Source organism: Niabella soli DSM 19437 (assembly GCF_000243115.2).
Classification (GTDB): Bacteria; Bacteroidota; Bacteroidia; order Chitinophagales; family Chitinophagaceae; genus Niabella; species Niabella soli.
On sequence record NZ_CP007035.1, the window covers coordinates 2,430,818 to 2,445,157 of the forward strand.

The window sequence follows — 14,340 nt, forward strand, 5'->3', positions numbered from 1 at the left end:
GATTCACGTTTCAAGACACTATCCATTACATTTCAATTAACAGAACATTACTCCGCAACTTCCTGTGGAGGGAGCGGGTTATTTTTCATTTTATTAGCATAATAGTAATAAATAGGCACTCCGATAATAACAATAATCAGGCCGAACAGTGAGGTTTTTGTTTTTGCATATAGTAACCCCACGCCCAATGTTCCCGCCATCAGCAGGTAAATGATGGGGATCAAGGGATAACCAAATGCTTTATACGGGCGTTCCGCATCCGGACGTTTCTTTCTAAGGATAAATACGCCTACAATGGTTAGTATGTAAAACACTACAGTAATAAATACCACATAGTCAAGCAATAAACCATACTGTCCGCTTAAGCATAAAATACTGGCCCATATACATTGTGCCCATAATGCCCATTGGGGAACCGCATTTTTATTTAAGGTACCGGCCTGCGGCAAAAACAGCTTGTCCTTGGCCATGGTATAATAAACCCGGGCCCCCGATAAAATAAGCCCGTTATTGCAACCAAAGGTGGAGATCATGATCATAATGGCTATAATTGCGGCGCTATACCCCCCGAAAATAGTGGAGGCCGCCGCTGTTGCCACGCGATCCTGCACGGCAAACGCAATATTGGGCGTTGTCACTTCAGGAGCATAGGCCGCTGCGCCATTGCCTGCTGACGGGATCATTGGCAGCACTGCGATGTACATGACATTTACCAGGATATAAACAACGGTAACGATCAGTGTTCCCAAAAACAAGCTCAGGCCCACATTGCGTTTAGGGTTCTTGATTTCACCGGCAATAAAGGTCACGTTTTCCCAGGCAACACTGCTGAAAACGGATCCCACCATTGCACCGCTGATAAGGCCCAATGCGACCATCATGGTAGCTGGTTCCCTGAAGGCGGCCCATCCCAGTTTGGCTCCGGAACTATCGGTTACGGCTTCCGTGAATTTCATTGAAAATCCGGTGGCCCAGTTGGCATTCCAGATATCGGCTTTAGCCGCCAATAAAATACCGAACACGATGAGCCCGAACAGAGAAAACAATTTGACCACGGTAAAAATAGTCTGAATCAATTTTCCTTCCTTGACGCCGCGCGTGTTAATGAACGTGAGAAAAATAATTAATAAAATAGAAACCAACTGAGCCGGGAATAATTTTACCGGCCCCAGTTGAAACAACAGATTTTTTTCATCCATGGTAAGCGCAGGAATAAAATAGCCGGCAAACTTGCTGAACGCCACGCCTACAGCGGCTATTGTGCCCGTTTGAATAACGGAAAAGAAACTCCAGCCATATAAAAAACCCAATAACGGGTTGTAGGCTTCTTTCAGGTATACATACTGACCGCCCGCTTTGGGAAACATGGACGAAAGTTCTCCATAAGTAACCGCAGCAAAAACAGTCATTAAGCCGGTAATTACCCACAACGCGATCAACCATCCGGCGGACCCTACCTGCCGGGTCATATCCGCGGCAACAATAAAAATTCCCGAGCCGATCATAGAGCCGGCTACGATCATCGTGCCATCAAATAAGTTGAGCGATTGCTTAAACGTAACTTTTTCAGCCATTTTTTTATTTTAACAGACAAAATAAGATTTAATTATAAAAAAACGGCAAAAAAAAACCTTGCAGTAAGCAAGGTGTTGGCCGGCGCTTCTTTAAAGACTACTTTTTATCCTTCTCATATTGATCATTGAGGCCTTTCAATACTTCGTTGGTAATATCGTATGCGGTATCCTTGTAATAAAAAAGGCCGGGCTCATAAGAAAAAATAAAAGAAAAGGTTTTATCAGCATTAAACACTTTCAGATAATCCACTATTTTCTTTTGAACGCTGGATACTTTGGTATTAACAAAATTGTTATACTCTTCCGTCAGATTCCGCTGCTTTTCAGCAATCTGTTGCTGGCTGGCGTCCACATCCTGTTTCGCCTCCATGTATTGTTGTTCCGTCATACTGCTGCCTTTCTGCTGATAGTCGTTCACTTTAGCCCGGAACGCTTTCTGCATGGTTTCCAGCACCGCATTCATTTCATTTTGCTTTTTCTTTATTTCGTCCTGTGCATTTTTGGCTACCGCGTATTTGTCCTGTATGGTATCCATATCGATGTAGGCAAACAACACTTTTTTACTCAGCATGGAGTCTTTGTCTTTAGACAATACATCTCGGGCCCGGGGGCCTTTGCTTTCAGGGCCTCCGCTAAATTGTTTATACAGCAAAAAAGCCACAGCAATTATCAATAGTCCATTAACAGCCAGAAGCGCATTCTTCATTTCTCAATTTTTACAGTACCGATTATTACAATCTGCAATATAAGAACGAACATAAAATATTACAACAAAAAAGTTTATCTTAGGATAGCGTTAACAGGAAAAAACCGCTCCAACGTGGCGAAGGAGCGGCTTTAATAACTATTGCAGCAGGTTTAAACAATTTTTTCTACCTGCATATAATTCAGCTCAACCGGGGTAGAGCGGCCAAAGATCTTAACCGTAACTTTCAGTTTCTTCTTTTCATCATTCACTTCTTCAATAACTCCGTTAAAGTCGTTGAACGGTCCTTCAACGATCTTAATGGTTTCCCCTACAATAAAGGGCTCAACCATACTTACGCCACCGGCTTCCGCCATTTCGTCCATACGGCCCAGCATTTTATTCACTTCAGCCTTCCGGAGTGCGATGGGATTGTCTTTTCCAAGAAAATGAATAACGCTGTTGGTATTCACCACCAGGTCGCGCAAATCATCCGACATCTTTCCATCCAGCACCTCAACCATCACATAACCCGGATAATAGTTCCGCTCGCGCATTACTTTTTTCCCGTTCTGCACTTTATAAACCTTCTCAACAGGTAAAAATACCTGCTTCACCACTTTATCAAAATCACTTCTTGATATTTCTTTATCCAGATACTCCTTTACCTTTTTCTCTTTTCCGCTAACCACGCGCAATACATACCATTTGGTATCTTGCTGGGGTGCTTCAGGAGCGATATTATCTGTTATGATTGTTCCTTCCATTATATATTACTTATAAAGGATTTTGTATAAAAAGTTCAGCCCGCCGCCGGCCAGGAAGTCCATCAGCCAGATCACCAGCGTGATTATGATAGTAGCGCCCAGCACAATCATGGTAGACTGCTGTAATTCAGCCCATGTTGGCCAGGTCACCTTCTCGGTAAGCTCTTTGTAGCTGTTTTTTACGTAATTGCCAAATTTGTTCATTTGCTTAAGTTGATACGTTGGCTGGTTAAAAAGTTAACAAGGAACAACCCTGTAAACTAATAACTTTTCAACTTTTAAACTATCATTAGCACGGGCACAAGGATTCGAACCCTGATCAAAGGTTTTGGAGACCTCTATTCTACCATTGAACTATGCCCGTGTATTGCCGGGATAAACCCGGCAGAAGAACTTTTAACAGACAAATAAATAAGATATGCATCTTCTCTATTCTTCCTCCCGATAGCTATTGGGAGAACTATGCCTGTTTAAAGACAATAGTCATTAGTCAATAGTCCATAGAAACACAGACCGTTGACCAATGACTCTTGACTATGTTATTTATAGCCATGGACCATTGACCATGAACTATAGACTTTACTTAAGAATCTCAGTAACCTGACCCGCACCTACTGTACGTCCACCTTCACGAATCGCAAACTTCAAACCTTTTTCCATCGCGATCGGAGTGATCAGTTTAACGGTGATGGTTGTGTTATCACCCGGCATAACCATTTCAGTTCCTTCAGCTAAAGAAACCTCTCCGGTTACGTCTGTTGTACGGAAATAGAACTGAGGACGGTATTTGTTAAAGAACGGAGTGTGACGTCCACCTTCATCTTTGCTCAGTACATACACTTCAGCTTTGAATTCAGTGTGCGGAGTGATAGAACCTGGCTTACAGATTACCATACCACGACGGATCTGAGTTTTTTCAATACCGCGTAACAGCAGACCTGCGTTATCACCAGCTTCACCTTCATCAAGGATCTTACGGAACATTTCAACACCTGTTACAGTAGAAGTCAATGGTTTTTCCATCAGACCTACGATTTCTACAGCTTCACCGGTTTTAACTTTACCTCTTTCGATACGACCAGTAGCAACGGTACCACGACCAGTGATAGAGAATACGTCCTCAACACTCATCAGGAACGGAAGATCGATCGGACGGGGAGGCAGGGGAATATAGCTGTCAACAGCATCCATCAGTTCAGTGATCGCACCAATCCATTTTTCGTCACCAGCTAAAGCACCGGTAGCAGAACCTTTGATGATTGGAGTGTTGTCGCCATCGAAACCACGTTTTGTTAACTCATCACGTACTTCCATTTCAACCAGATCCAACAGTTCAGGATCATCCACCAGGTCAACTTTATTTAAGAAAACCACCATTTTAGGTACACCAACCTGTGCAGCCAAAAGGATGTGTTCTTTTGTTTGAGGCATTGGACCATCTGTAGCAGCTACTACCAGGATAGCACCATCCATCTGAGCAGCACCAGTGATCATATTTTTAACGTAGTCGGCGTGACCGGGACAGTCTACGTGTGCATAGTGACGGGTAGCTGTTTCATATTCCACGTGTGCGGTATTAATGGTAATACCTCTTTCTTTTTCTTCAGGTGCTCCATCAATATCGTCATATTTTTTTGCCTGCGCCAAACCTTTTTTTGCAAGAACTTCGGTAATAGCGGCAGTCAAAGTGGTTTTACCATGGTCAACGTGACCAATGGTACCAATGTTTACGTGGGGTTTCTCCCTCTTAAAGGTCTCTTTTGACATTGTTATCTTTTTTTAATTGTTTTTATAATTGTTTATGCTATGAACGCGTCCAACCGGGGTCAGATGCTCATTCGTTTTAAATCGTTTGTTTGTGTTACAGCATCTAATATAAAAAAAGAAGAGCCGTTGATGAGAGTTGAACTCACGACCTCTTCCTTACCAAGGAAGTGCTCTACCCCTGAGCTACAACGGCGATCTCAGTTGATAGCCCTGGACCTGGCCTTACACAAATCCCCGCCCTTCGCGGGACAGGCTCAACTACAAACGAAACAGAGCGGGAGACGAGGCTTCCCGCACGGCGGGACCACCTATAAGCCTGGACTCGACCAAACGGCTACCAAATCTTCCGCAAAAAATTCTTATAAAGAACTATTTACTTCGTGAGCGGGAGACGAGGCTTCCCGCTTCGCGGGACCACCTATAGGCTTGAACGCGACCAAACGGCTACCAAATCTTCCACAAAAATTCTTATAAAGAATTGTTTACTCCGTGAGCGGGAGACGAGGCTCGAACTCGCCACCTATAGCTTGGAAGGCTATCGCTCTACCAAATGAGCTACTCCCGCTTAATCAATGTGAAAAATATGGAAATATGAAGATGTGGAAATGGACCTCATATCACAAAACAAATTTCACAATTTTAAAGAACTACAAATATGCGTGCCGTTTTTCACACTTACACATCAGCACATTTACACATTTATTCTGTGGGCAGTGAAGGATTCGAACCTCCGTACTCCGAAGAGAACAGATTTACAGTCTGTCGCCTTTAACCACTCGGCCAACTACCCTTTTCTAGTTAGCCGGTTTACAGGTTTAAATGCTGACAAGGAGTACCTTGTTAACTTATAAACCCATCAACTTTTCAACTAAAATGAGCCGAAGAAGGGAGTCGAACCCGCGACCTGCTGATTACAAATCAGCTGCTCTACCAACTGAGCTACTTCGGCTTATTTAAAGAACTTTTTTCTTCTTGAGTGTGCTTAAATTGACCAAGCAAAACAAACCACCTCTCAAAATTTGGAAAGCAAAAGTAAGGGAATTTCTTCATCTAATTAAATTTTGCTGCTTACTTTTTTTTATACTTTTTTTTACCCGGCCTTTTTAAAACCAGCAATACATCCCAAACAGCAAAAAAGCCTGGTTTTTAACCAGTTTGCCCCCGGCAAGGCCCTTTCCGGGCGCCTTTGCAGGTAGTAACTTTGCAAGGCCGTATATTAAAAAAAAGGAGCGGCTTTGAAAGCCGCTCCTGGTATAAACCTATAAGGTTTCCAAAACCTCATAGGTTTGTTATTCTTCTTCATCGAAGGACATTGCTTCACGCGCTGTCTGCAACAATTCATATTCTTCCTTGCTGCCTACGATCATGTTCTCAAACTCGCGCAAGCCCGTACCCGCAGGGATATGGTGCCCGGTGATCACATTCTCTTTTAGCCCCATCATATCATCCGCTTTACCGTGGATGGCCGCCGACGAAAGTACTTTCGTAGTTTCCTGGAACGAAGCGGCAGAGATCCAGCTTTGTACCCCAAGAGAAGCCTTGGTAATACCTAACAACGTTGGAGCTGATGTAGCCGGCTGTGCATCACGGAATTCAACCGTTTTCTTGTCGTTACGACGCAATACGGAGTTCTCTTCGCGCAGTTCCCGCAGGCTGATGATCTGACCTGCACGGAGTTTTCCTGAATCACCCGGATCGGTGATCACCTTCTTCTCGTATACAAAGTCGTTCTCATCCACAAATTCAAATTTATCTACCAGGTCATCTTCAAGGAAGCGGGTATCACCCGGATCCACGATGCTTACTTTGCGCATCATCTGGCGCACGATCACCTCGATGTGTTTGTCGTTGATACGCACCCCTTGTAAACGATACACTTCCTGGATCTCATTTACTACGTACTGCTGTACAGCAAATGGTCCCTGGATGGAAAGGATATCCTGCGGAGAAATTTGTCCGTCAGACATTGCAGTACCTGCTTTCACAAAGTCGCCATCCTGTGCCAGGATCTGTCTTGTTAAAGGAACCAGGTATTTGCGGGTTACGCCATCTTTTGCTTCGATGATGATCTCGCGGTTACCGCGCTTCACAGCACCCATAGTAACCACACCATCGATCTCAGAAACCACAGCAGGATTGCTTGGGTTCCGTGCTTCGAACAATTCGGTTACACGAGGCAGACCCCCGGTGATATCCTTCAGCTTACCTAAGATACGCGGTATTTTTACCAGCACCTTTCCGGCTTTTACCTCATCGCCGTCATCCAGCATCAGGTGGCTACCGGTAGGTAAGTTGTACGATTTATTTTCTTTACCTTCTACTACAATAGAAGGGATCTTTGTTTTATCGCGGGTTTCAATAACCACTTTCTCACGGTGACCGGTTTGTTCATCTGCTTCTTCACGGTAAGTTACCCCTTCGATCACATTCTCAAACTTCAGTACCCCGTCAACTTCAGCAACAATTACGTTGTTGTAAGGATCCCATGAACAGATCGCTTCCCCTTTGGTAACCTTATGTCCGTCTTTCACCAATAATGTAGAACCATAAGGAATATTATTAGTAATTAATAAACGGTCATTTTTGGTATCAATGATCCGCGCTTCACCAGTACGGCCGATTACCACACGCACTTCATCGCCTTCGGCATTGGTTGTGATAACAGAGCGCACCCCGTCAAACTGGATCGTACCATCAAACTTAGCAGCCAGTGTAGATTCTACTGAAGCAGAACCGGCCACACCACCCACGTGGAAGGTACGCAGGGTTAACTGGGTACCGGGCTCACCGATGGACTGTGCGGCAATGATACCAACCGCATCGCCTTTTTGTGCCAGGATACCTGAAGCCAGGTTCTTACCATAGCACTTCACACAACAGCCGCGCTTGCTTTCGCAGGTCAGTACAGAACGGATCTCGATCGATTCAATTCCCGCCGCTTCAATCGCACGGGCTTTCTCAGCGGAGATCTCGGTACCAGCTTCCAGCAGTAATGTGTCTGATTGCGGATCATAAATATCGTGCAAGGACGTACGGCCTTCGATCCGGTCTGCCAGGTGCTCGATAATATCTTCGTTATCTTTTAAGGCTGAAATAGAAATACCACGCAACGTACCGCAATCTTCTTCAGTGATCACCACATCCTGGGCCACATCCACCAGACGACGGGTCAGGTAACCCGCATCCGCTGTTTTCAACGCCGTATCGGCCAAACCTTTACGCGCACCGTGGGTAGAGATGAAGTAATCCAATACATTCAGTCCGCCTTTAAAGTTAGACAGGATCGGGTTCTCAATAATCTCAGAACCGGTAGAGCCTGATTTCCGTGGCTTGGCCATCAATCCCCTGATACCCGCCAACTGCTTGATCTGCTGCTTGCTACCACGGGCTCCGGAATCCAGCATCATATAAACAGAGTTGAACCCTTGTTTATCGGTGCTTAGTTCGCGGATCAGCGTTTCTGTTAACCGGGTATCCACACGGCTCCAGATATCCACGATCTGGTTATAACGCTCGTTGTTGGTGATCAATCCCATGTTATAGTTCTCCCACACTTCATCCACCTCTCCTTTCGCATTATCCAGCAATTCCTGTTTAATATCCGGAATGATCAGGTCATTGATACTAAAGGATAAACCACCCTGGAAGGCTGTACGGAATCCTAATTGTTTAATATCATCCAGGAATTTAGCGGTTTTAGGTACATCGGTAATCTCGATGATATCGCCGATGATCTCCCGCAAATTCTTTTTAGTCAGTAAGGCATTTACAAAACCTACTTCCTCTGGTACATTCTGGTTGAAAATAACCCGGCCAACCGTTGTTTCCAGTAATTTATTTTCAAGCTCACCGGTCTTTTCATTACGCACCCGGGTCTTCACTTTGATCCATGCATGCAGATCCACGCGCTTTTCATTTAAAGCGATGATCACTTCTTCTGCAGAATAAAAGGCTTTCCCTTCCCCGTTCACTTTTTCAGTTTCGGTAGATTTTTTACCCTTGGTGATATAGTACAGTCCCAACACCATGTCCTGAGAAGGCAGCGTAATAGGCGTACCATTCTGTGGGTTCAGGATGTTGTGCGAAGCCAGCATTAACAACTGTGCTTCCAGGATTGCTGCATTGCTCAAAGGCACGTGCACCGCCATCTGGTCACCATCGAAATCCGCGTTGAACGCTGCGGTTACCAATGGGTGTAGCTGGATCGCTTTACCTTCGATCAGCTTGGGCTGGAACGCCTGGATCGATAAACGGTGCAGTGTTGGGGCACGGTTTAACATTACCGGGTGTCCTTTTAAAATATTTTCCAGGATATCCCAAACCACCGCTTCTTTTTTATCCACCAGCTTACGGGCAGATTTCACGGTTTTTACGATACCTCTTTCAATTAATTTGCGAATGATAAATGGCTTGAACAACTCTGCCGCCATATCTTTTGGCAGGCCGCACTCATGCATTTTCATTTCAGGGCCTACCACGATTACAGAACGACCGGAGTAGTCTACACGTTTACCCAACAGGTTCTGACGGAAACGGCCTTGCTTTCCTTTCAGTACATCGCTCAATGATTTCAATGCACGACCGCCTTCGGCTTTAACGGCATTGGATTTTCTTGAGTTATCAAATAAAGAATCGATCGCTTCCTGGAGCATACGCTTTTCGTTACGCAGGATCACTTCAGGCGCTTTGATCTCCATCAAACGTTTTAAACGGTTGTTACGGATGATCACCCGGCGATACAGGTCATTCAGATCAGAAGAAGCAAAACGACCACCATCCAAAGGAACTAACGGACGCAGTTCCGGCGGAATAACGGGGATGTATTGCATCACCATCCACTCCGGACGGTTAGTGATTCTTGTATTGGCATCACGGAACGCTTCTACTACGCTCAAACGCTTTAAGGCGTCTGCTTTACGTTGCTGGGAAGTTTCAGTAGCCGCAGAGTTTCTTAAGTCAAAAGATAACTGATCCAGGTCGATGCGCTGCAACAGGTCATGCACCGCTTCCGCACCCATTTTTGCAATGAATTTTTGAGGATCGTCATCCGGCAGGTACTGGTTGTCTTTGGGAAGCGTATCCAGGATGTCCAGATATTCTTCTTCTGTTAACAGATCGCCATAATTCTGACCTTTATCAGCACGTACCCCCGCTTGGATCACCACATATCTTTCGTAGTAAATGATGGTCTCTAATTTTTTAGAGCTCATCCCCAGCAGGTAACCGATTTTGTTAGGCAAGGATTTAAAATACCAGATATGCACTACAGGTACCACCAGTTTAATATGGCCCATGCGCTCGCGACGTACTTTCTTTTCAGTAACCTCTACACCGCAACGGTCGCACACAATACCTTTATAACGAATACGTTTATACTTTCCACAAGCACATTCATAATCCTTAACGGGTCCGAATATTCTTTCACAAAACAAACCGTCCCGCTCCGGTTTGTAAGTACGATAGTTAATAGTTTCAGGCTTTAATACCTCACCATGACTTTTCTCCAGGATCGTATCCGGAGAAGCCAAACCGATGGTGATTTTTGAAAACGCTGCCTTTGGGCGATTGTCTTTTTTAGTAGCCATTAGATTATTTCTAATTTAGAATTTTTTTAAGTTGAAAATGTACCTTCCATAAATTAAGTCCATGGACCATTGTCTATGGTCCATGGACTTAAAAACTATTCAAATGTCAGATCAAGACCTAAGCCTCTCAATTCATGGATCAATACATTGAAGGATTCCGGCACCCCTGCTCTTGGAATATTATCCCCCTTCACGATGCTTTCGTAGGTTTTTGCACGGCCTATGATATCATCGGATTTGATGGTTAATAATTCCTGCAGGATGTTGGATGCGCCGTATGCTTCCAGTGCCCATACCTCCATCTCACCAAAACGCTGACCACCAAACTGGGCTTTACCACCCAAAGGTTGTTGTGTGATCAGGCTGTATGGCCCGATAGAACGTGCGTGCATCTTATCATCCACCATGTGGTGCAGTTTGATCATGTAGATGACGCCCACGGTTGCTTTCTGGTGGAAGCGCTCGCCGGTTTCACCATCGTACAGGTACGTGTGACCGAATTTAGGAATTTCCGCATCTGCACAATATTTCTCAATTTCTTCCGGCTCTGCACCGTCAAAGATCGGGGTGGCAAATTTCACACCCAACTCTTTACCGGCCCATCCTAATACGGTTTCGTAGATCTGTCCCAGGTTCATACGGGAAGGTACCCCCAGCGGGTTCAATACGATGTCCACAGGAGACCCATCTTCTAAGAACGGCATATCTTCCTGGCGAACGATCTTGGCAACAATACCTTTGTTACCATGGCGACCCGCCATTTTATCACCCACTTTCAGTTTACGTTTTACTGCCAGGTACACTTTAGCCAGTTTCAATACACCGGCAGGTAATTCATCCCCGATGGAGATATTGAATTTCTCTCTTTTGTAGCGCCCCAGTTCTTCATTAAACTTAATGTTGTAGTTGTGCAACAGGGTATTGATCTGGTTGTTGATCTTATCATCATTGGTCCAGCCCAAAGGATTGATGTTGGCATAATCCAGTGAAGCCAGGTTTTTAGCGTTAAACTTAGAACCTTTACCAATAATAATCTCATCAAAGCTGTTCATTACACCGGTAGATACCTGGTTTTCCAGGATGGTGCCCAGTTTTTCCAGCAATACGGTCAGCAGATCCTGCTCATTTTTCTCGTGTGCTTTATCCAGCTTTTCGATGGCAGCTTTTTCACGAACTTTTGCATTCTTGTCTTTTTTCGCGCGCTGGAACAGTTTCTTACCGATCACCACCCCTTCTACTCCGTTCGGCGCTTTTAAAGAAGCATCTTTCGCATCACCGGCTTTATCGCCAAAGATGGCACGTAACAGCTTCTCTTCAGGAGTAGGATCACTTTCCCCTTTCGGAGTGATCTTACCAATTAAGATATCGCCTTCTTTTACCTGCGCCCCGATGCGGATAATACCATTCTCATCCAGGTCTTTGGTAGCTTCTTCAGAAACGTTAGGAATATCAGAAGTTAATTCTTCTTCTCCCAATTTAGTATCGCGTACTTCCAGTTCATATTCAGAAATATGGATAGAAGTGAACATATCTTCTTTTACCACGCGCTCGCTGATCACGATCGCATCTTCGAAGTTGTAACCTTTCCAGGGCATAAAGGCCACTTTCAGGTTCTTACCCAGTGCCAGCTCCCCGTTGCGGGTAGCATAACCATTGGTAAGGAAATCACCTTCTTTTACCTTTTGTCCTTTTTTAACGGAAGGATTCAGGTTAATACAGGTTTCGTGGTTGGTTTTGATGAACTTGGTTAATTTATAAACCTTCAGGTCCTCTTCAAAGCTCACCAGTTTCTCATTCACGTTACGGTCATAACGCACATGAATTTCGTTAGCATCTACAAACTCAACTACACCGTTTCCTTCTGCGTGGATCTGGATCCTTGAATCGCGGGCTGCTTTTCCTTCCAGACCAGTACCTACGATGGGCTCATCCGGACGCAACAGCGGAACCGCCTGGCGTTGCATATTCGATCCCATCAACGCTCGGTTGGCATCATCATGCTCCAGGAACGGGATCAGTGAGGCGCTCAATCCCACGATCTGGTTCGGGGCAACGTCCATATATTCTACTTCGTGCTTGTCAAGGATCGGGAAATCACCGGTTTCTCTTGCTTCCACACGCTCTTCAACAAAGTTGCCATCAGCATCCAGCTTGGTGTTTGCCTGCGCAATTTTTGCTGAATCTTCCTCTTCTGCGCTTAGCAATTCCAGCTCTTTCATATTCACTTTACCGTCAATTACTTTGCGGTAAGGCGTTTCAATAAAGCCCATTTCATTGATCTTGGCATGCACACAAAGTGTGGAGATCAGACCAATGTTCGGACCTTCCGGCGTTTCAATAGTACAAAGGCGTCCGTAGTGGCTGTAGTGCACGTCACGCACCTCGAAACCGGCACGCTCACGACTCAGACCGCCTGGCCCGAGCGCTGAAATACGACGCTTGTGCGTGATCTCAGAAAGCGGGTTAGTCTGGTCGAGGAACTGTGATAATTGGGACGTTCCGAAGAACGAGTTGATCACGGAAGACAGGGTACGCGCGTTGATCAGGTCAACCGGCGTGAACACCTCGTTATCCCTTACGTTCATCCGCTCGCGGATGGTGCGCGCCATACGGGCTAAACCAACGCCAAACTGTGCATATAATTGCTCACCCACAGTACGTACCCGGCGGTTGCTCAGGTGATCGATATCATCGATCTCTGCCTTACCGTTGGTTAAGCGTACCAGGTATTTGATGATCTCAATAATATCTTCTTTGGTCAGCGTTTTCTGGGTAACCGGTGCATCAATGTTCAGCTTGCGGTTGATCTTATAACGACCCACTTCTCCCAGGTCATAACGTTTGTCGCTGAAGAATAATTTATCAATGATACCACGGGCTGTTTCGTTATCCGGTGCATCGGCGCCTCTTAACTGGCGGTAGATGAACTGAACCGCTTCCAGCTCGCTGTTTGAAGTATCTTTATTTAAGGTGTTATAGATGATCGCATAATCTCCGCCCACATCTTCGCGCTGTACAAAAACGCTCTTCACGTCCATGTCCGCAATGATGTCGATGGCTTCCTCGTCCAGCACCACATCCCGCTCCATCACAATCTCATTCCGCTCGATGGATACTACCTCACCGGTATCCTCATCCACAAAATCTTCTACCCAGGTGCGCAGTACGCGGGCAGCCAGGCGTTTGCCCAGTTGCTTTTCAAGCGATTTGCGATCGCCGGGAACCTCATCGGCCATGCCGAACAATTCCAGGATATCCTTATCGGTTTCATACCCGATAGAACGCAACAGGGTTGTTACGGGGAATTTTTTCTTGCGATCGATATAAGCGTACATCACGTTGTTGATGTCCGTAGCAAATTCCATCCAGGATCCTTTGAAGGGGATCACACGGGCAGAATAAATTTTGGTACCGTTCGGGTGTACAGACTGACCGAAGAACACACCCGGAGAACGATGCAACTGGGAAACCACTACGCGCTCCGCACCATTGATCACAAAAGTACCGCGGGGGGTCATATAGGGAATATTGCCCAGGAACACGTCCTGAACAATGGTCTGGAAATCTACGTGCTCTTCATCGTTACAGCTTAATTTCAGTTTTGCCTTTAAAGGAACGGCATAGGTAAGACCCCTTTCCATACATTCATCGATGGAATAACGGGGCGGATCAATAAAATAATCCAGAAATTCCAGCACAAAAATATTGCGGGTATCGGTGATAGGAAAATTATCCTTAAACACCCGGAAAAGGCCCTCAATATTACGTTTGTCTGGCGTGGTCTCTAATTGGAAAAACTCCTTAAAGGATTGGATCTGAACTTCCAGAAGATCAGGTGTTTCAGCTAAATGCTTGATCTTCCCAAAGTTTACTCTTGAATTCACTTTTGTAGATGACATATATATAAACCCGGTTTTTTTAATGATCGATTAGGGACAAAACAAAATCAGGATCACTTTTAC

At 45.2% G+C, this 14,340-nt stretch carries 7 protein-coding genes and 5 tRNA genes; all 12 read right to left on the reverse strand.

The window, feature by feature from the left end:
* Positions 1-47 precede the first annotated feature (47 nt).
* Positions 48-1,574, reverse strand: a complete 1,527-nt coding sequence (locus tag NIASO_RS10260) for an APC family permease (RefSeq protein WP_008585566.1) — start codon at positions 1,572-1,574, stop codon at positions 48-50.
* 97 nt (positions 1,575-1,671) lie between these two features.
* Positions 1,672-2,280, reverse strand: coding sequence for an OmpH family outer membrane protein (locus NIASO_RS10265; protein ID WP_008585567.1), 609 nt, complete (start codon positions 2,278-2,280; stop codon positions 1,672-1,674).
* Between the two features lie 152 nt (positions 2,281-2,432).
* On the reverse strand, positions 2,433-3,026 hold the full coding sequence (nusG, locus tag NIASO_RS10270) for a transcription termination/antitermination protein NusG (RefSeq protein ID WP_008585568.1): 594 nt from the start codon (positions 3,024-3,026) through the stop codon (positions 2,433-2,435).
* Positions 3,027-3,032: 6 nt separating this feature from the next.
* On the reverse strand, positions 3,033-3,230 hold the full coding sequence (secE, locus tag NIASO_RS10275; RefSeq protein WP_008585569.1) for a preprotein translocase subunit SecE: 198 nt from the start codon (positions 3,228-3,230) through the stop codon (positions 3,033-3,035).
* Between the two features lie 89 nt (positions 3,231-3,319).
* A tRNA-Trp gene (locus NIASO_RS10280) sits at positions 3,320-3,390 on the reverse strand.
* 215 nt (positions 3,391-3,605) lie between these two features.
* On the reverse strand, positions 3,606-4,793 hold the full coding sequence (gene tuf, locus NIASO_RS10285; RefSeq protein WP_008585570.1) for an elongation factor Tu: 1,188 nt from the start codon (positions 4,791-4,793) through the stop codon (positions 3,606-3,608).
* 121 nt (positions 4,794-4,914) lie between these two features.
* Positions 4,915-4,986: transfer RNA gene (locus NIASO_RS10290), tRNA-Thr, on the reverse strand.
* Between the two features lie 299 nt (positions 4,987-5,285).
* Positions 5,286-5,358, reverse strand: a tRNA-Gly gene (locus NIASO_RS10295).
* Positions 5,359-5,500: 142 nt separating this feature from the next.
* Positions 5,501-5,583, reverse strand: a tRNA-Tyr gene (locus NIASO_RS10300).
* Positions 5,584-5,669: 86 nt separating this feature from the next.
* A tRNA-Thr gene (locus NIASO_RS10305) sits at positions 5,670-5,742 on the reverse strand.
* Between the two features lie 340 nt (positions 5,743-6,082).
* Positions 6,083-10,378 carry a DNA-directed RNA polymerase subunit beta' gene (rpoC, locus tag NIASO_RS10310; RefSeq protein ID WP_008585571.1) on the reverse strand — a complete coding sequence of 1,432 codons (4,296 nt, stop codon included), beginning with the start codon at positions 10,376-10,378 and terminating at the stop codon, positions 6,083-6,085.
* Between the two features lie 95 nt (positions 10,379-10,473).
* Positions 10,474-14,277 (reverse strand): DNA-directed RNA polymerase subunit beta, encoded by a 3,804-nt coding sequence (rpoB, locus tag NIASO_RS10315; RefSeq protein ID WP_008585572.1) that lies wholly within the window; start codon positions 14,275-14,277, stop codon positions 10,474-10,476.
* Positions 14,278-14,340 lie beyond the last annotated feature (63 nt).